Below are 18,041 nucleotides of genomic sequence, written 5' to 3'. Positions count from 1 at the left end.
CCGCCCCTCCCCCGGCCCCCTCCACTGCGCGCATCGCGAGGCCCCGTGGCGGCGGTGATCTGCGCGAACGAGCCGGATGCGGCGGTGTGAGGCCGTCCGTGAGAGCGGGCGGCACGGCCACCTGTACGGACAAGTACGGGCTTAGTCTTTTACCTACACCTGAAGGTTTCGATGCGTTCTGGACATCTGCGCTTAGTCAACCTTCCCCCCAAGGCTCCTAAGTTCACGCCCAAGCATTGGCAAGCAGTGAGCAACGGAGGTCGTTGTGTCCGAGGGTGTTCGCAGGGCCCGGCGGTTCGCCGCGCCCGTGGCGGCCGCCGCCGCTGCGGCGGTGGTGACCATGGTGATCAACCCGACGCTGGGTGCGTCGGCCACGGCACCGCAGGCCGTAAGCAAGGGCAAGGCCCCGGCTGCGAAGAACGTCATCTTCATCAACGGCGACGGCATGGGTGCCGCCGCCCGGCAGGCCGCGCGTCTGCACCTGGCCGGCCTGAACGGTCAGCTCGCGATGGACAAGCTCCCCTACTCGGGCCAGCTGACCACGGAGCCGGACGACCCGAAGGCCGTCGTCACCGACTCCGCCGCGGCCGCGACCGCGTGGGCGACCGGTGAGAAGACCTACAACGGCGCGATCAGCGTCGACGTGGACGGCAACCCGCTGGCGACACTGGGCCAGCAGGCCAAGGCCGCGGGCAAGGCCACCGGCCTGGTCACGACCGCGCAGGTCACCGACGCGTCCCCGGCCGCCTTCTTCTCCAGCACCCCCAACCGGTCGGCGCAGGACGAGATCGCGCGTCAGTACATCGAGGTCAGCAAGCCCGACGTCATCCTGGGCGGTGGCGAGGACTGGTGGCTGCCCGCGGGCAGCCCCGGCGCCTTCCAGGACAAGCCCGCCGAGGACACCTCCGAGGCGAGCAAGGGCACCAAGGGCGACCTGATCAAGAAGGCCCAGAAGGCCGGCTACACCTACGTCTCCAGCGCGGACGAGCTGAACCGCGCCAAGAGCGGCAAGCTCCTCGGCCTCTTCGCCAACGAGGAGATGTTCCAGCAGCGCCCCGAGGGCCAGGGCGACGTGTACAACCCGGTGGTCGGCCTGTCCACCATGACCAGCAAGGCCCTGAGCACGCTGGACAAGAGCAAGAAGGGCTTCTTCCTCATGGTCGAGGAGGAGGGCGTCGACGAGTTCGCGCACTCCAACAACGGCGCCCGTGTCCTGCAGTCCATGCAGGAGCTGGAGAAGTCCGTCGCGGTGGCGCGCGCCTACGTGGCCACCCACCCCGACACCCTGCTGGTCGTCACCGGTGACCACGAGACCGGCGGCCTGGCGGTCGAGGAGGCCGACACCGCCGACGAGTCCGGCGACGGCATCTCCGCCGAGGACGGCCCGTTCGCCATCCGCGGCAGCGACAAGTCGTTCTACATCGACTGGACCACCTCCGGTCACACCGGCGTGGACGTCCCGGTCACCGCGGCCGGCCCGCTCGCGGACCGCTTCACCGGCAAGCACGCCAACACCTACGTGCACGACGTGCTGAGCGAGATCCTGGCGACGCGTCGCTGACCGAGGATCCACTCCCGGCGGGTGCCGGGGAGGGCCCGGCCCTCCCCGGCACCCGCCGTTCGTCGCCGGGCGGTGTGGCGCCGAGGGGACGGGGAAAGGCGTGGTGACAGGCACGGACGGGCGCTGCGAAAGATCCTCCTTGAGGCGTAGGCGACCCGCTTTGCCATAGCATTACTCTTGGTGCGAAGCCGTATCGCGCGGCCCATGGAGGAGTGACAGATGAGGAGCAGCAACCCGGTCTTCTCGCGGCGCGGGTTCTCCCGCGGGGAGGGCTACGCGGGCTTCGGCGGTCAGCCGCAGACGCAGGGCAACCCCGGCACGGGCGCAAACCCCTACGCGGGCACCAACCCGTACGCGGGCGGGAACGCCTACGACACGACGTACCAGGCCCCGCCGTCCGCGCCCGCGCAGACCGGCCGGATGACGATGGACGACGTCGTCATGCGCACCGCCATGACCCTGGGCACCGTGGTGCTCGGCGCGCTCGTGGCGTGGTTCGCGCTGCCGGTGTCGGAGAAGAGCTACGGGCTCGGCATCGGCGCCATGCTCGTCGCGCTCGTCCTCGGCCTGATCCAGTCGTTCAAGCGCGAGGCCTCGCCCGCGCTGATCCTCGGCTACGCGGTCTTCGAGGGCGTCTTCCTCGGCGTCTGGAGCAAGATCTTCAACTTCATGTGGCCGGGCATCCCGCTGCAGGCCGTACTGGGGACGATGGCGGTCTTCGTCGGCATGCTGGTGGCGTACCGCACGCGCCTCATCCGGGTCACCGCCCGCTACACGCGCATCGGCATGGCGATCGCCATCGGCTTCCTCATCCTGACCTTCGTCAACGTGATCGCCGCGATGATCGGCGGGGGCGACGGCCTCGGCCTGCGCAGCGGCGCCCTGGGCGTCGTGGTCGGCATCATCGGTGTCGCGCTGGGCGCGTTCTTCCTGTCGCTGGACTTCAAGCAGATCGAGGACGGCATCCAGTACGGCGCTCCGCGCCAGGAGTCCTGGCTCGCGGCCTTCGGGCTCACGCTCTCCCTGGTCTGGATCTACCTGGAGATGCTGCGGCTGATCTCGATCCTGCGCGGCGACGACTAGCCGTACCGTCCGGTGCGCTGACGCGCCGCGGACATTCAACGGGCCCCGGAGGCAGTGCCTTTCGGGGCCCGTTCGCGTGCGCGGATGGAGCGCGTCAGCCGAACCTCCGCGCGGCCCGCCTCAGGTCGTGTTCGTGGACGATGGCCTTGGCGTGTCCGTAGGACAGGTCGTGCTCGCTGCGGAGCCAGCTGACTTTCTCTTCGAAGCGAAGGAATGCGGGCCCGTCGTCGACCGCGCGAAGCCAATCGCCGATCTCGCGGCCGGTGCAGTGCGGGATGTGGGAGAGCAGGTTCCGGTGGGTCTCTTCCGAGAAGGTCTGTGACATCGGCGCCTCCGGTATGCGTTCCGGTCACCCCACCGTGCCTGAGCCGTCGACCGTTGGCAACAGTGCAGGGGGCTCGGTTGTGTGTACGCACCGGTAGGCTCGCGGCGTGCTGGACTGTACGACGCTCCGTGACGCCGCAGGACTCCTGGCGGCGCGCTACCGCTCCCTGCCGCAGAGCCGGCTCCGCGGCGAGGTGGCCCGGGCGGGCCTGGAACTCGCCCGTGAACTGGCCGCCCGCGCACAGCGGATCGAGTTCCCCGGACGGGAACCCCTGACGATGCCGGACGAGGGGGTCTTCGCGATCGGCGACCAGATCTCGGTGGCCGCCCACGACTTGGCCGCCGCCCTGGAACCGCATCCCGAACTGGCGCACGAACGCGACGCGGCCGTGTCCCGGATCCGGGACACGGCCGCGCGCTGCGGTCTGTAGGACGGGCCGGCTAGAGCGAGGCGACCACCCGGTCGGCGAGCACGTAGACGGACTCCTCGCCGTAGGTGAAGGTCAGCGCGTAGCCGCCCGCGACGGCGGAGCCGCCGAGCAGTATCGGGGACTCACCCTGGTCCAGGGCGTCGCAGAGGCGGTCGGCGGTGTCCCGGTCGCCCGGGGTCATGCAGAGCGTGGTGCCGTCGGCGAAGACGTACACGTCGAGCGTGCCGAGCGGGCCGGGACGGACGTCGGCGAGCGGCATCCGCAGGTCCGCGAGTTCGGAGAGGCGCTCCGCGGTCTGCTCCTGGCTGGCCACGACCGGCGCGGGGACGCCGAAGTCGGGGTCGGAGGGGTGCCGGAAGGGCGACGCGCCGCCGGGCTCCAGACCCGCGAGGTCCGCCTGGCGGGGGAGGAACGGGCCGTACGGCAGTACCTCGTAGTCGGTGCCGGCGGCGCCGGGAACGGGACCGGCGCCCTGGCCGCCGAAGAGCTGGGCGTCGAGCTGCGGGTCGGCGAGGGCCTCGCCGGCCTCACCCGTCCCGTAGCCGAGGGGGGCTTCCTGTGCTGCCCAGAAGGCGCGCGCCTCGGCCAGTTCGCGTTCCCGCTCGTCGGCGAGCGCGTCGGCGACGGCCGTGCGGATGGCTTCGGCGTCCGGAGTGGTGCGTGCGGCGGGCACGGCGGCACGTCGCTCGGCACGGGCCTCGGCCAGGTCCGCGCGCAGGGCCGCGACGTCACGACGTACGCCGCGTGTGGCGAACAGCGCGGCGGAGCCGGCGGCCACGGCTGTTGCCGCACCCGTCAGCAGGACGAGGAACATGGCGCTCACTGGCGTACTCCCGACTGTGCTTTCCCGAGCCTGGCCCCCTGTACACCACCACTCTGCACCGGAATCCATGGCCTCTGCAGTGCGGAACGTCACGAAATGGGGGGGTCCAAAGTCTTGGCCCGTATGGGTGGCACACCTCTGACCTGCATAAACGACCGCCCCCGGGATGAGGTCACATCCCGGGGGCGGTTCGATTGCGACTTGTGCCTCGAACGAACGTCCGAGTGGCGGTGGAGGCTGGTGGGACCCGTTACGACAGGCGCTCGATGACCATGGCCATGCCCTGTCCGCCGCCGACGCACATGGTCTCCAGGCCGAACTGCTTGTCGTGCCACTGGAGCGAGTTGATGAGCGTGGTGGTGATGCGGGCGCCCGTCATGCCGAAGGGGTGGCCGACCGCGATCGCGCCGCCGTTGACGTTGAGCCTGTCGATGTCGACGCCCAGGTCCCGGTAGGAGGGGATGACCTGGGCCGCGAAGGCCTCGTTGATCTCGACCAGGTCGATGTCGTCGATGGTCAGCCCGGCCCGCCTCAGGGCCTGGCGGGACGCCTCGACGGGGCCGTGGCCCATGATCTCGGGGGAGAGGCCGGAGACGCCGGTGGAGACCACCCGGGCGAGCGGGGTGATGCCGAGCTCGCGCGCCTTGGTGTCGCTCATGATCACCAGCGCCGCGGCGCCGTCGTTCAGCGGGCAGCAGTTGCCGGCGGTCACGGTGCCGTCGGGGCGGAAGACCGGCTTCAGGCCCTGCACGGCCTCCAGGGTGACCCCGGCGCGCGGGCCGTCGTCCTTGCTGACGACGGTGCCGTCGGGCAGCGTCACCGGGGTGATCTCGCGCTCCCAGAAGCCCTTCTTGATGGCCTCCTCGGCCAGGTTCTGCGAGCGGACGCCGAACTCGTCCTGGTCGGCGCGGGTGACGCCCTTGAGGGCCGCCAGGTTCTCGGCGGTCTGGCCCATCGCGATGTACGCGTCCGGGACCAGCCCGTCCTCACGCGGGTCGTGCCACTCCCCACCGCCCTGGGCGGCGCGCGTCGCGGTGCGGGCCTCGGCCTCGGCGAAGAGCGGGTTGTGGGTGCCGGGCATGCCGTCGGAGCTGCCGTTGACGAAGCGGGAGACGGTCTCGACGCCCGCCGAGACGAAGACGTCGCCCTCGCCCGCCTTGATCGCGTGCAGCGCCATCCGGGTGGTCTGCAGCGAGGAGGAGCAGTAGCGCGTGACCGTGCAGCCCGGGAGGTGGTCCATGCCCATCTGCACGGCCACGATCCGGCCCAGGTTGTGGCCCTGCTCGCCGCCGGGCAGACCGCAGCCCAGCATCAGGTCGTCGATCTCGCGCGGGTCGAGCTGCGGCACCTTGGCGAGGGCCGCCTGGATGATCGTGGCGGTCAGGTCGTCGGGACGCAGGTCCTTCAGGGATCCCTTGACGGCCCGGCCGATGGGGGAACGGGCGGCAGAGACGATCACGGCTTCGGGCATCGCGACTCCTCGACGAGGCGGCGGGTACGGCTGGGACTCTCTGGAAAGTTACCTGTACGTAGCGGAACGCGTCACGGGCTGCGAGCTGTGACGCGGACCTCTTTCTGAGCGCTTGCTTAGTCCATGATGGCGCATCCTCGTGGCGGACGCGCCCCCCGTGCGATGCTGGGCCCGTGAATCCGGACGACCTGGTACGGCTGCGGCGCGCCCGAGACGCGATGGACCGCGACTACGCGGACCCCCTCGACGTCACCGTGCTGGCCCGCGCGGCCCTGATGTCCCCCGGCCACTTCTCGCGCAGCTTCCGGGCCGCGTACGGCGAGTCCCCGTACAGCTACCTCATGACGCGCCGGATCGAACGCGCCAAGGCCCTTCTCCGGCGCGGCGACCTGACGGTCACGGAGGTCTGCTTCGCGGTGGGCTGCACCTCGCTCGGCTCCTTCAGCTCACGCTTCACCGAACTCGTGGGGGAGACCCCGAGCGCCTACCGCGCCCGCGACCACGAGCCGGGGGCGCCGATCCCCGCGTGCGTCGCGAAGCGGTACACCAGGCCGGTCAGGAACAAGGAAGCGAAGCCCGCGGCGCGGGCCTAGCGTGGTCCGCATGGACATCACGCTGTCACAGTGCTTCATCGCCGTCGACGACCACGACAAGGCGCTGCCCTTCTACCGCGACGTCCTCGGCCTGGAGGTCCGCAACGACGTGGGGTTCGAGGGTATGCGCTGGGTGACGGTCGGCTCGCCCGACCAGCCCGGTGTGGAGATCGTCCTCGAACCGCCCCTCGCGGACCCCAACGCCTCCGACGCGGACAAGCGGGCCATGAGCGAGCTGCTCGCCAAGGGCATGCTGCGCGGGGTCATCTTCGCCACCGATGACGTGGACGCCACCTTCGAGCGCATCCGCGACGCGGGCGGCGAGGTGCTGCAGGAGCCCATGGACCAGCCCTACGGCGTCCGGGACTGCGCCTTCCGCGACCCCTCCGGCAACCTGCTCCGCTTCAACCAGCGCAAGGCCGGCTGACGCCGGCGGATCCCGCGCCGCCGGCCGCGTCACGGGCCGACCCGGAACGGACGTCGTGGTCGTCGGGGCAGGGGCGCCGCCCCGCCGTTCGCAGCCGCGCGGCCGCCCGGTGGTTCGGACCCGGCGCCCGGGTCGCGCTCGGGCCCGGGCGCCCGGGGTCGCCGCGCGGAGGCCGGGTCCCCGCGCCGCGGGCCGACCCCTTCGGCAAGCTGGCGCAGGGCGCCCATGGGCCCTGCGCGTCCGGGCCCGCGCTTCCGCGGTGGTCGGAGGCCGCGGGGATGGGTGCCCCCGGCGGGTGCCGGTGGTCCGGGGTTCGGGCGGATGGGAGAGGGCCCGCCGCGGGCGCAGCGGACCCGCGGACGGCGGCGGCGCGTACCGCCGTCCGTGGGCCCGCGCCCCGCCCGGAGGCCCTAGTTCTGGGCGGCCTCGGCCGCCGCCGTGGCGGCCGGCTCCGTCGCGTCGGGGAGGCGGCGACGGCGGCGGCGCTTGAGCAGTGCCCAGCGCCCGCGGGGACCGGAGACCGTGCCGGCGGCCGGGGTGACCTCGGTGCCGGCCTCGCCCGCGGCCTCCGCGGCGGCCTGGGCCACCGGAAGGAAGCCCTCGCCGCGCCGGGCGTCGGGGCGCTCGTCCTCCTCGGGCCACAGCCCGACGGCGGAGCACAGGGTCGGCAGCATCGCCATGGCCGCGGTCGCGTACCCCTCGGCCGACGGGTGGTAGTTGTCCGGGCCGAACATCTCGCGGGGGCGTGACTCGAACTCCGGCCCGAGCAGGTCGCCCAGGGACACGGTGCGGCCGCCGAGGCCGACCACCGCGATCGTCTGCGCGGCGGCGAGCTGGCGGCTCAGCCGGCGCGCGATCCAGCGCAGCGGCTGGTAGACCGGCTCGATGGTGCCGAGGTCGGGGCAGGTTCCGACGATCACCTCGCAGCCCGCCTCAATCAGCCGCCGCACCGCGTCGGACAGCAGCCGCACCGAGACGGCGAGCGGCATCCGGCGCGTCACGTCGTTCGCCCCGATCATGATCACGCACAGACCGGGGGCGGTGCCGGGGCCGGACCCCAGCAGAAGATCGACCTGGCGGGCCAGGTCGTCGGACTGTGCGCCGGGGTTGGCCACGTTGACCAGCCGTACCGGCCGTTCGGCCACCGCCGCCACCCCTGACGCCAGCAGCGCGCCGGGGGTCTGGCTCGCCCGGTGCACTCCCTGGCCCGCCGCCGTGGAGTCGCCCACGAGGGCCAGCACGATCGGCCGCTCGTCGGTGCTCAGCGCGAAGGCGGCGCCGTAGACGCCGTCCGCTCGGGGCGGGACCGCGTCGGAGCCGCCGACGGCCCGCCGGGCGAGCGCGCCCTCGGTCAGCAGCAGGCCGACCGCGGCGCCGCCCAGCAGCCCGATGCCGCCTCCTCCGTACGCGGCGGCCGTCGCGATCCGCCGCGCCACCCTTGCCCTGGACAACGTCCACCTCCCGCGCCGGGTGTGCGGGCCCCCGTGGCCCGACCCGTACAACGATTTGTTGCCCCGTCCGGCGCCCGCCGCAACCGCTGCGCGGCCCGGACTCAGGTCAGCCGCTGCTGGGCGACGAACCAGGCGAGCTGGGTGCGGTTGGCGGTTCCGGTGGACTCCATCAGGGACCGGATCCTGCGCTGCAGTGTGCGCAGGGATATCCCGAGCTGGGAGGCGATGGCCTTGTCGGGCAGCCCGGACATCAGAAGTGAGAGCAACTGCTCGTCCAGTTCCGGGGAGTCGGGGAACTCCGGGTCCTCCTCGGTCTCCCCGCCGGGCGAGGGCATCCGCAGCGGCGTACCGCGCAGCCAGCGGTCCTCGAAGAGCTCCAGGAGCGCGTCCACCAGCACCGAGGGGTGCAGCAGCAGGAGGCCGGCGGAGGAGACCACGGAGCGGTCGCGGCCGCCGGACAACGGCAGCAGCGCCCGCTCGGCGTCGACGATCATCAGCTTCATCGGCACGCTCGGCGCCGCCCGGGCCAGCTCGCCCGGCTCGACGAAGCCCGGCATGTCCGCCGCACCCGGGTACACCAGCGCCGTCGTCTCGTACAGCGAGCGATACTCCACCCCGGCGGTCAGCCGCTCCTTCTGCACGATGTTGCCCGCCGCGGCGACGTACGGCGGCCGCACGAAGGTCAGCACCTCCTTGCGGGCCTCGCGCTGCAGCTGTTCGATCATGTGCTGCTGCTCAGCCTCGCCGTGGATCACCTCAGCGATCCCGCCCGGCATCACCGGCTCGGCCGGCCGTGACGGGCGTACGGCGGCGAGTGCCGTGAGCCGCTCCCGTACGGAGGCGAGACCGGACTCCACGGCCGCCAGACCACTGAGGGCGGCGGCGTAGTCGGCGTTGCCCGTGCCCGCGTCGGCGGTGTCCGGGTGCTTCTCGTCAGGCATTGCCCACCCCCCGGTTGTACAAGCCCGGTGTCGTAACTGCGACGTGTCGTGATCGCGCCACGGTGCGACTCTACAACCGGACCTTCCGGGGCGTACGTAACACCGATGTGAAGCCTGCCGGGCCCGGTCCCGGCAGGGGCGGCCCCGTGTGGGAAAACCGCTTACCCTGGCCTCACAATCACGGAGAACCCGGAGACAATGGTGCAGTTCCACGACTCGATGATCAGTCTCGTCGGCAACACCCCGCTGGTGAGGCTCAACAGCGTGACGGCAGGAATCCAGGCGACCGTCCTGGCCAAGGTCGAGTACTTCAACCCCGGCGGTTCGGTCAAGGACCGCATCGCGCTGCGGATGATCGAGGCCGCGGAGAAGAGCGGCGAACTCAAGCCCGGCGGCACGATCGTCGAGCCCACCTCGGGCAACACGGGCGTCGGCCTGGCGATCGTGGCCCAGCAGAAGGGCTACCACTGCATCTTCGTCTGCCCTGACAAGGTCTCCGCGGACAAGATCAACGTCATGCGGGCCTACGGCGCCGAGGTCGTGGTCTGCCCCACCGCCGTGGACCCCGAGCACCCGGACTCCTACTACAACGTCTCCGACCGGCTGGTGCGCGAGACCCCGAACGCCTGGAAGCCCGACCAGTACAGCAACCCCAACAACCCGGCCTCGCACTACCACTCCACCGGCCCGGAGCTGTGGGAGCAGACCGAGGGGAAGATCACGCACTTCGTGGCGGGCGTCGGCACGGGCGGCACCATCTCCGGAACCGGCCGCTACCTGAAGGACGCCTCGGACGGCAGGGTGAAGGTCGTCGGCGCCGACCCGGAGGGTTCCGTCTACAGCGGCGGCTCGGGCCGGCCGTACCTCGTCGAGGGCGTCGGCGAGGACTTCTGGCCCACCGCCTACGACCGCACCGTCGCGGACGAGATCGTGGCGGTCTCGGACAAGGACTCCTTCCAGATGACCCGCCGCCTCGCCAAGGAGGAGGGCCTGCTCGTCGGCGGCTCCTGCGGCATGGCCGTCGTCGCGGCGCTGCGCGTGGCCGAGCGGCTCGGCCCGGACGACGTGGTGGTCGTCCTGCTGCCGGACTCCGGCCGCGGCTACCTGTCGAAGATCTTCAACGACGAGTGGATGGCCGACTACGGCTTCCTGGAGGAGGGCACCGGCCAGGCCCGCGTCTCCGACGTGCTGGACCGCAAGGACGGCGGCATCCCGCACCTGGTGCACATGCACCCCGAGGAGACGGTCGGCCAGGCCATCGAGGTGCTGCGCGAGTACGGCGTCTCGCAGATGCCGATCGTCAAGCCCGGCGCCGGCCACCCCGACGTCATGGCCGCCGAGGTCATCGGCTCCGTCGTGGAGCGGGAGCTGCTCGACGCGCTGTTCACCAAGCGCGCCACCCTCGACGACCCGCTGGAGCGGCACATGAGCGCGCCGCTGCCGCAGGTGGGCTCCGGCGAGCCGGTCGGCGACCTGATGACCGTGCTGGGCTCGGCCGACGCCGCGATCGTGCTGGTCGAGGGCAAGCCGACGGGCGTGGTCAGCCGCCAGGACCTGCTCGCCTTCCTCGCCGAGGAGGCGAAGTAGCGGGCACCCCGGGACGCCCCCGGGGGGCTCCGCCGCAGGTTCGCGGAAGTGGTACACCCACGTCACGTACCCGCAGCACGCCCTTAACACGGCTCCGGCACATTGGTGGATGTCGGCGGACGGCGCACCGGTCGCCCGGCAGACACCACGGATGTGGCACCAAGGACCTCCGGAGCGGCTCCCGGACTTCCATGGTGACCCCAGGACGCGTGACCCGGCCCTGATCCGGCCCGCGTCCCTCGCGGGGACCGCCGTCGTCCCGCCCCCCGGGTGACCGGGGGTGCGGCGGTTCCCGCGCAATCTGTGGAAGAGCGGTCCGCGCCACGCGCGGGCCGCTCTTCTGGTTGAGTGGCCGCCGTGATCAGCGCACAGACGTTCGCAGCCGTCGAGGAGTCCATACGCGCCGTGGCCGACGAGGAGGCGCTCGCCCGCTTCGGCCGCCTCGCCGAGGGCGACGTCGACGAGAAGAAGGGCCCGCTGGACCTCGTCACGGTCGCCGACCGCCGCGTCGAGGAACGCCTCACCCGCGCGCTCACCCGCCTCCTGCCGGGCTCCCACGTCATCGGCGAGGAGGCCGTGCACGCGGACCCCGCGCTGCTCGGGGCGCTGCTGGGCGAGGATCCCGTCTGGATCGTCGACCCGGTCGACGGCACCTCCAACTTCGTCCGCGGCGACTCCGCGTTCGTCACCCAGGTCGCCCTCGCCGCGCGCGGTGAGCTGCTCGCCTCCTGGACGTACCGGCCCGTCGAGGGGATCCTCGCCACGGCCCGGCGCGGCGAGGGCGCGCACGCGAGCGGCAGGGCGCTGCGGGCGGCCCCCGGCGGCGCGCAGCACGCGGACGAGGTGCTGCTGGTGGCCGGCGCCCGGCCCGCGCACCTCACCGCCGACCAGCACCGGCGGCTGTACGAACTGGGGGCGGCGCACGGCGTCAAGCCCTGGGCGAGCGGCTCCGCCGGCTGCGACTACCTCGACGTCGCGCTCGGGCGGCTGGACGCGGCCACCTACGCCTACGACAACCCCTGGGACCACTCCGCCGGCATCCTGCTGGTGGCCGAGGCGGGCGGAACGGTGCTCGGCGCGGACGGGCTGCCGTTCCGCATGACCGCCGGGCCGCTGCCCTTCGCCGCGGCGCGCGACGAGAGCGCGGCCCGCCGCGTCGTGGCGCTGCTCACCGCGTAGCGGCGCCGGACCCGGGGCCCGCGTCGCGGCGCGCGCGTGCGCCCCGCCGAGCGCGGCCACGGGGCCAGGGCCGCCGGGGGCGGTCGTCTCCCCGCTGTGACGTCTTCCGGGTGACGGGGTTGTCCACAACCTGCGGGCGGTCCACAGGATCTGAGCAAGATCATCTCGTGGGCGGCGTTCCGCCTACCGTCTTCGGCATGAGATCGACCACGGCAACTCCTCGCCGTCGCGGGCATCCGTCCGCGTCTGTGGCCGCCGCGGCGTCAGCGGCGTCCGCGGCAACCACGAGCGCAGCCCTGGCCGCCCCCACCGCGCTCAGCGAACGTTCTCCCACGATTGCCGGGTGGCGCGGGAACCGGGCCCGCGGGCGGGCAGCCGCGGGGGTGTCCCGGCGCGAGCGGGGACCGCCCGCCGCCGGGCGGTCAGTCCTCCCAGGCGTCCGGGTCCTTGCCGCGGCGCGGGGCGGCGCTCCGCTCGTGGAACAGCCACCCCAGCGAATGGGCGGCGTTGACGGCGACGATGCCGAACCAGGCGACGAGCAGCCCGGCCAGGTCGGCCTTTTCGGCCGCGATGGCCGACAGCGGGATGGCCATGATCAGGGAGAACGCCCCGAAGCCGTAGCGGGCGCCGAAACGGCTGCCGCCCCGGCCGTGCGACTCCGGGCCGACCCGGCGTCCGGCACGGGCGAACGCCGTCTGGCTCTCGGCCAGTTCGCGGCGCACCTGCCGCTCGACCTGGGAGTCGATGCGCCGGTCCATCTTCTCCAGGAAGGAGTCGATGAGGGCCGACTCGTACTCCTCCCCCAGGTCCTTGCGCGCCTGGATGGTGGCGGCGAATTCCTTCTTGAGCTCTGGGTCACGGGCGTCCATGACGCCACCGTACGGACCGCACCGCCCGGGGGCACTGGGGGAAACCCCCGAACCTTCTCAGGGGTCGCCCCCAGTAGGGTCGTCCCGTGACCGGACCCGTGCCGCGCCTGCTGACCGCCCTCCACGACGCCACGTCCGACCGCCCGGACGCGGTCACCGTCGACGGACGCACCTGCTCACGCGAGGAACTGCTCGGCGCCGCGGGCGCGTTCGCGGCGCGCGTCGCGGGTGCCCCGGCGGTCGCCGTGCACGCGACGCCGTCCCTGGAGACTGTCGCGGCGGTCGTCGGCGGTCTCCTGGCGGGCGTCCCGGTCGTGCCGGTGCCGCCCGACGCGGGGCCGGCCGAGCGCGACCACATCCTGCGCGACTCCGGGGCCGTGCAGGCGCCCCCCGCCGTCCTCACCGAGCGCCGGTCCTGGGACGGTCCCGAGCCGGACCCGGACACCACGGCCCTGGTGCTGTACACCTCCGGCACCACCGGGGCGCCCAAGGGCGTCCTCGTAGCGCGCCGCGCGGTCGCCGCCGACCTGGACGCCCTCGCCGGGGCCTGGGAGTGGACGCCGCAGGACACCCTCGTCCACGGGCTGCCGTTGTTCCATGTGCACGGTCTGGTGCTGGGCGTGCTCGGCGCGCTGCGCACCGGGAGCCGTCTGGTCCACACCGGCCGCCCGACGCCGCAGGCGTACGCGGCGGCGGGCGGCAGCCTGTACTTCGGCGTGCCGACCGTCTGGGGCCGGGTCGCGCGGGACGCGGAGTCCGCCCGGGCGCTGAGCGGCGCCCGGCTGCTGGTCTCCGGCAGCGCGCCGCTGCCGGCGCCGGTCTTCCGCGACCTGGAGGCGCTGACCGGGCAGCGGCCGGTCGAGCGCTACGGCATGACCGAGACCCTGATCACGATCAGCACCCGGGCGGCCGGGGAGCGGCGCCCCGGCTCCGTCGGGCTGCCACTGCCGGGGATCCGCACCCGGATCGCCGCCGAGGCGGGCGCGGAGATCGGCGAGCTGCAGCTCACCGGGCCCACCCTCTTCGACGGCTACCTGGGACGGCCGGAGGCGACGGCGGCCTCGTACACCGAGGACGGCTGGTTCAGGACCGGGGACATCGCGGCGATCGAGCCGGACGGCATGCACCGGATCGTCGGCCGGGCGTCCACCGACCTGATCAAGTCCGGCGGCTACCGGATCGGCGCGGGCGAGGTGGAGAACGCCCTGCTGGACCACCCCGCGGTGCGCGAGGCCGCCGTGGTGGGCGCCCCGCACGCCGACCTCGGCCAGGAGATCGTGGCCTACGTGGTGGCGGACGGGGTCGGTGAACGGGAGCTGATCGACTTCGTGGCCGGCCACCTGTCGGCGCACAAGCGCCCCCGCAAGGTCCGCTTCCTGACCGAGCTGCCGCGCAACGTGATGGGCAAACCGCAGAAGAAGCTGCTGCCGCCCGCGTGAGCCGGGGCGCCTTGCCCTCCTGTATGGAATCATGCAGAGTCATCGGCACATGAATGGCCGAGCGGAGAGGGCGTCATGGCCACCGAGAACGCCACCGGAGCCGCCGGGACGGACACCGCGTCGGCGCGCCTGGTGAAGCTGTTCGAAGCGCACCGGCTCACGCCCACCCAGCGCCGCATCGCCCACTGCCTCGTCCGCCGGGCCGCCGACGCGCCCTTCCTGTCCAGCGTCGAGGTCGCGGAGCTCGCCGGGGTGAGCCAGCCCTCCGTGACCCGCTTCGCCGTCGCGCTCGGCTTCGACGGCTATCCGGCGCTCCGCCGCCACCTGCGCGAGGTCGCCCCCGCCGCGCGGCCCCAGGGGGAGCCGGCCGGGGACGCGTACAACGAGTACCAGGAAGCGGTGCAGGCCGAGATCGAGAACCTGCGGCACCTCGCCGCGCTGCTCGCCGACCCGGCCCCCGTCGCCCGCGCGGGCGCCCTGCTCGCCGCGTCCCGGCCGCTGCCCGTGCTGGGCCTGCGCGCCGCGGCCGCCCAGGCCCGGGGCTTCTGCTACTTCGCGGCCAAGGTGCACCCCGACGTCCGCCTCCTCGACGAGGCCGGCAGCATGCTCGCCGACCGCGTGGACGCGGCCGTACGGGCCGGGGCGAGCGCCCTGCTGTGCTTCGCGCTGCCCCGGCATCCGCGCGAGGTGGTCGAGGCACTGGAGTACGCCCGCTCGTGCGGGCTCACCGTCGTCACCGTCGCCGACAGCGCCTTCGCGCCGGTCGCCGCCCACTCCGACGTCCTGCTCCCGGCGGCCGTCGGCACGGGGCTCGCCTTCGACACCGCGTGCGCGCCGATGCTGCTCGGAAGGGTGCTGCTGGAGGCCGTGTGCGACGGGCTGCCGGACGCGCAGGCGCGGCTGGAGGAGTTCGACGCCAAGGCCGCGGCGCAGGGCCTGTTCGTGGAGTGACCGGCGCCCGGCCCGGTCAGGCGCGCGCCCCGTCGTGCTCCACGAGCAGATGGCGGGGACCGCGCAGCACCGGACTGCGCCGGTACGGGGGCGGGTCGTCCACCAGCCGCAGGCCGTCCAGGGCGCGCAGCAGGGCGGTGAGGGCGATCTGCGCCTCCAGCCGGGCCAGCGGCGCCCCGAAGCAGCTGTGGACGCCGCTGCCGAAGCCCAGGTGCTGGTTGTCGGTGCGCTGCGGGTCGAACCGGTCGGGGTCGCGGAACCGCTGCGGATCGCGGCTGCCCGAGGCGAGCACGAGGATCAGCGGCGCCCCCTTGGGCACGGTGACCCCCGCGACCTCGACGTCCACCAGCGGGGTGCGTTGCGGCAGCATCTGCACGGGCGGCTCGAACCGCAGCAGTTCCTCCACAGCCTGCGGCATCAGGGCGGGTTCGCGGCGCAGCAGCTCCAGCTGGTCGGGCCGGCGCAGCAGGGTGAGCATCCCGTTGGTGATCAGGTTGACGGTGGTCTCGTGCCCGGCGACGAGCAGCAGCACCGAGGTCACCATCAGCTCGATCTGGGTCAGCCCGCCGGCCGGGTCCTGGTCGTTGACGAACGCCGACAGCAGGTCGTCGGAGGGCTTGCCGCGCCGCCCCTCGGCCAGCCCGCCCAGGTAGACGCCCATCGCCCGGCGGGCCTCGGTCGCGGCCTGCGTGCGCTCGGTGGGGTCCTGGTCGGGGTTGAGGTCGAGTCCGCCGACGATCGCGTCGGACCAGCCGCGGAACTTCGGCTCGTCCTCCGGGGGCACGCCCAGCAGCCGGCAGATCACGGTGACGGGGAGCGGGTAGGCGAAGTCGTCGACGACGTCGACGCGCTGCTTGCCGCGGAGCCCGGCGACGAGTTCGTCGGCGATGCGGACGATCTCACCGTGCATGGCGTCCACCCGGCCGGGGGTGTGCGGCGGGCCGAAGGGCCGCATCGTGGTGCGGCGGAGCCGGTCGTGCTCGGGGTCGTCCAGGCCGATGAAGGACGGCGCCAGCTCCGCGGCCAGCCGGGCCTCCTCCGGGTCGCTGCGGTGGCGCCGGTCGGAGCTGATCCGCGGGTCGTGGAGCAGGGCCGTGATCTCGTGGTATGTGCCGACGAGATAGCTTCCGTCGTCCTGCGGCGCCACCTTGCTCTCGCGGAGTTCGGCGTACAGCGGGTACGGATCGGGCCGGCTGGCGTAGTCGGTGATCCTTCGGAACAGCGTGTCCGCAGCCATGCGCGGGGGCTCCTCGTCGTCGGGGGCCCCGGCGTCCTGCCACGGCCCGTCCGCGGTGCGGTCGGCGGCGGCCTCAGCCGCCGGGACGCACCAGGGTCAGGCGCCGGTCCGGCAGATGACCGGTGAGGGCGACCGTCGGGCCGTGCGAGAGCACAGCCGGGTCGGGCACGTCGGACGGCAGGGGGATCATCGGGGTGGTGCGGTCGGCGGCCCCGGGCTCGGGCGGGAACGGCGCGGCCGTCTCGATCAGGTTCTGGTAGTAGTCCAGCCACTTGGCCCGGTTCACCGACACCGCCGCCGTGATCCGGCCCTTGTAGCCGTAGACGACGACCAGCCGGGCCTCGCGCAGCGAGCCCTGGGCGACGACGACCTGGTCGGAGTAGGTGGGCACGCCCACCGACTTGATGTTGTGGCCGAACTGGCTGGACCAGAAGGTCGGCACTGCCAGGTGCGGCCGCCGGAAGGGCCCCGTACTGACCATGTTGTGCGCCGCCACCTCGGCCTGCGCGACCGCGTTGCCCCAGTGCTCCAGGGCGATCAGCTGGTAGCCGAAGAGCGGGTGCGGGAAGCGGGCCACGTCTCCGGCGACGAACACGTCGTCGGTGACGATGCCGTACATGTTGAAGGCGCGGCAGCCGGCGTCGCACGTCACGCCACGCGGGCCCGCGGCCAGGCCCGACTCGGCCAGCCACTCGGTGTTGCGGACGGCGCCGAGGGCGACCACGGCCACGTCCGCCTCGACGGTGCTCCCGTCCGAGAGACGGGCGCCGGTCAGGCGGCCGTCACCCTCCAGTGAGGTGACCTGCACCCCGCAGCGGAGGTCGACCCCGTGCCTGCGGTGCATCTCCGCGGCGACCGCGGCGAGCGTCCCGCCGAGCGCGCCCACCAGGGGCGCGGGGCCGCGCTCCACCACGGTCACGGGGATGTCCCGCTCCCGGCAGGCGGAGGCGATCTCAGAGCCGGTGAACCCGGCGCCGATCACCAGCACCCGCCGCGGCCCGGCGTCCAGCCGTTCGGCGAGCCCGGCCGCGTCGTCGCTGGTCCGCAGCGCGAACACCCCGTCCAGGGCGGCCTCGGCGGGGTTCGGCCAGGGGCGCGCGCGGGTGCCGGTGGCGATCAGCAGGCGGTCGTACGGCACCTCCTCGCCGTTCGCGAGGAAGACCCGCTTGCCGATCCCGTCGACCCCCGCGGCGGCGACGCCCAGCTTCCACCGCGCGTCCACCGGACGGCGCGCGGGGAGCCCGGTCGCTGTCGCGGGCACCCGGCCGAGCAGCACCTGCTTGGACAGCGGCGGCCGGTCGTACGGCGGGTGCGGCTCGTCGCCCACCAGTGTCAGCGAGCCCTCGAACCCCTCGTCGCGCAGCGTCTCGGCGGCCCGCAGACCGGCCAGGGACGCGCCGACGACCACGATGCGCCCGTCGCGCAGCTCACCGGACATCGGCACCAGCCGCCCCGCCCGTGAGGATGGCCTGCACCGGGCACGCCACCGCGGCCCGGTGGACGCGCTCCTGCTGGTCCTCCGGTACGGCCGGGACGTACAGCAGCGCTTCCTCGCCGTGCAGCTCGAAGACCTCGGGAGCGAGGAACGCGCACTGCGCGTAGGCCTGGCAGCGATTGAGGTCGACCACGATGTTCATACGCACCACTCCAGCCCCAGAGGCCCCTGGCTTCAGT

Annotated in this window: 18 protein-coding genes; 9 read left to right on the top strand and 9 right to left on the bottom strand. The window is 73.2% G+C overall.

Annotated features, from left to right (window positions below):
- The first annotated feature begins 340 nt into the window (after positions 1-340).
- Complete coding sequence (locus tag B085_RS0116945; protein WP_037731886.1) at positions 341-1,561, top strand: alkaline phosphatase; 1,221 nt, start codon at positions 341-343, stop codon at positions 1,559-1,561.
- A 219-nt stretch (positions 1,562-1,780) separates the two neighbouring features.
- Positions 1,781-2,644, top strand: a complete 864-nt coding sequence (locus B085_RS0116940; RefSeq protein ID WP_018559759.1) for a Bax inhibitor-1/YccA family membrane protein — start codon at positions 1,781-1,783, stop codon at positions 2,642-2,644.
- Between the two features lie 94 nt (positions 2,645-2,738).
- Here the strand turns inward: B085_RS0116940 and B085_RS0116935 are convergent, their stop codons facing one another.
- Positions 2,739-2,969: a DUF4287 domain-containing protein gene (locus B085_RS0116935; RefSeq protein WP_018559758.1), complete on the bottom strand. Its 231-nt coding sequence runs from the start codon at positions 2,967-2,969 to the stop codon at positions 2,739-2,741.
- A gap of 106 nt (positions 2,970-3,075) precedes the next feature.
- On the opposite strand from B085_RS0116935, the gene B085_RS0116930 reads away from it, so the two are divergent.
- Positions 3,076-3,399 (top strand): hypothetical protein, encoded by a 324-nt coding sequence (locus tag B085_RS0116930; RefSeq protein ID WP_018559757.1) that lies wholly within the window; start codon positions 3,076-3,078, stop codon positions 3,397-3,399.
- 10 nt (positions 3,400-3,409) lie between these two features.
- On the opposite strand, the gene B085_RS0116925 is transcribed toward B085_RS0116930, so the two are convergent.
- Complete coding sequence (locus B085_RS0116925; protein ID WP_018559756.1) at positions 3,410-4,222, bottom strand: hypothetical protein; 813 nt, start codon at positions 4,220-4,222, stop codon at positions 3,410-3,412.
- Between the two features lie 250 nt (positions 4,223-4,472).
- Positions 4,473-5,693, bottom strand: coding sequence for an acetyl-CoA C-acetyltransferase (locus B085_RS0116920; RefSeq protein WP_018559755.1), 1,221 nt, complete (start codon positions 5,691-5,693; stop codon positions 4,473-4,475).
- Between the two features lie 173 nt (positions 5,694-5,866).
- Between B085_RS0116920 and B085_RS0116915 the strand changes: the two genes are divergently transcribed.
- Positions 5,867-6,286, top strand: coding sequence for a helix-turn-helix transcriptional regulator (locus tag B085_RS0116915; RefSeq protein WP_018559754.1), 420 nt, complete (start codon positions 5,867-5,869; stop codon positions 6,284-6,286).
- Between the two features lie 10 nt (positions 6,287-6,296).
- Positions 6,297-6,713 carry a VOC family protein gene (locus tag B085_RS0116910; RefSeq protein WP_026251113.1) on the top strand — a complete coding sequence of 139 codons (417 nt, stop codon included), beginning with the start codon at positions 6,297-6,299 and terminating at the stop codon, positions 6,711-6,713.
- A gap of 410 nt (positions 6,714-7,123) precedes the next feature.
- Here the strand turns inward: B085_RS0116910 and B085_RS0116905 are convergent, their stop codons facing one another.
- A complete protein-coding gene (locus tag B085_RS0116905; protein WP_018559752.1) occupies positions 7,124-8,149 on the bottom strand; it encodes a GDSL-type esterase/lipase family protein in 1,026 nt (341 codons plus the stop codon).
- Positions 8,150-8,265: 116 nt separating this feature from the next.
- Positions 8,266-9,105, bottom strand: coding sequence for a helix-turn-helix transcriptional regulator (locus B085_RS42685; protein WP_018559751.1), 840 nt, complete (start codon positions 9,103-9,105; stop codon positions 8,266-8,268).
- Between the two features lie 201 nt (positions 9,106-9,306).
- Between B085_RS42685 and B085_RS0116895 the strand changes: the two genes are divergently transcribed.
- Both B085_RS0116895 and B085_RS0116890 read left to right on the top strand, forming a co-directional pair.
- Entirely contained in the window at positions 9,307-10,692 is a 1,386-nt protein-coding gene (locus B085_RS0116895) for a cystathionine beta-synthase (protein WP_026251112.1), read from the top strand.
- Between the two features lie 357 nt (positions 10,693-11,049).
- A complete protein-coding gene (locus tag B085_RS0116890; RefSeq protein WP_234018588.1) occupies positions 11,050-11,871 on the top strand; it encodes an inositol monophosphatase family protein in 822 nt (273 codons plus the stop codon).
- Positions 11,872-12,293: 422 nt separating this feature from the next.
- Here the strand turns inward: B085_RS0116890 and B085_RS0116885 are convergent, their stop codons facing one another.
- Complete coding sequence (locus tag B085_RS0116885; protein WP_018559748.1) at positions 12,294-12,740, bottom strand: hypothetical protein; 447 nt, start codon at positions 12,738-12,740, stop codon at positions 12,294-12,296.
- Positions 12,741-12,826: 86 nt separating this feature from the next.
- On the opposite strand from B085_RS0116885, the gene B085_RS0116880 reads away from it, so the two are divergent.
- Both B085_RS0116880 and B085_RS0116875 read left to right on the top strand, forming a co-directional pair.
- On the top strand, positions 12,827-14,179 hold the full coding sequence (locus B085_RS0116880) for an AMP-binding protein (protein ID WP_018559747.1): 1,353 nt from the start codon (positions 12,827-12,829) through the stop codon (positions 14,177-14,179).
- A gap of 75 nt (positions 14,180-14,254) precedes the next feature.
- Positions 14,255-15,130, top strand: a complete 876-nt coding sequence (locus tag B085_RS0116875) for a MurR/RpiR family transcriptional regulator (RefSeq protein WP_018559746.1) — start codon at positions 14,255-14,257, stop codon at positions 15,128-15,130.
- A gap of 16 nt (positions 15,131-15,146) precedes the next feature.
- Here the strand turns inward: B085_RS0116875 and B085_RS0116870 are convergent, their stop codons facing one another.
- The 3 genes from B085_RS0116870 to B085_RS0116860 all read right to left on the bottom strand — a co-directional run bounded on the left by B085_RS0116870 (position 15,147) and on the right by B085_RS0116860 (position 18,004).
- Positions 15,147-16,367, bottom strand: a complete 1,221-nt coding sequence (locus tag B085_RS0116870; RefSeq protein ID WP_018559745.1) for a cytochrome P450 — start codon at positions 16,365-16,367, stop codon at positions 15,147-15,149.
- 73 nt (positions 16,368-16,440) lie between these two features.
- Positions 16,441-17,805, bottom strand: coding sequence for an NAD(P)/FAD-dependent oxidoreductase (locus B085_RS0116865; protein WP_018559744.1), 1,365 nt, complete (start codon positions 17,803-17,805; stop codon positions 16,441-16,443).
- Positions 17,795-18,004, bottom strand: coding sequence for a ferredoxin (locus B085_RS0116860; RefSeq protein WP_018559743.1), 210 nt, complete (start codon positions 18,002-18,004; stop codon positions 17,795-17,797). The genes B085_RS0116865 and B085_RS0116860 overlap by 11 nt, the downstream gene beginning before the upstream one ends.
- Positions 18,005-18,041: the final 37 nt, after the last annotated feature.

The organism is Streptomyces sp. BoleA5, from assembly GCF_000373665.1.
Taxonomy (GTDB): Bacteria; Actinomycetota; Actinomycetes; order Streptomycetales; family Streptomycetaceae; genus Actinacidiphila.
Note: the sequence above shows the minus strand (reverse complement) of the source record. Positions and strands in the feature narration are given on the sequence as shown.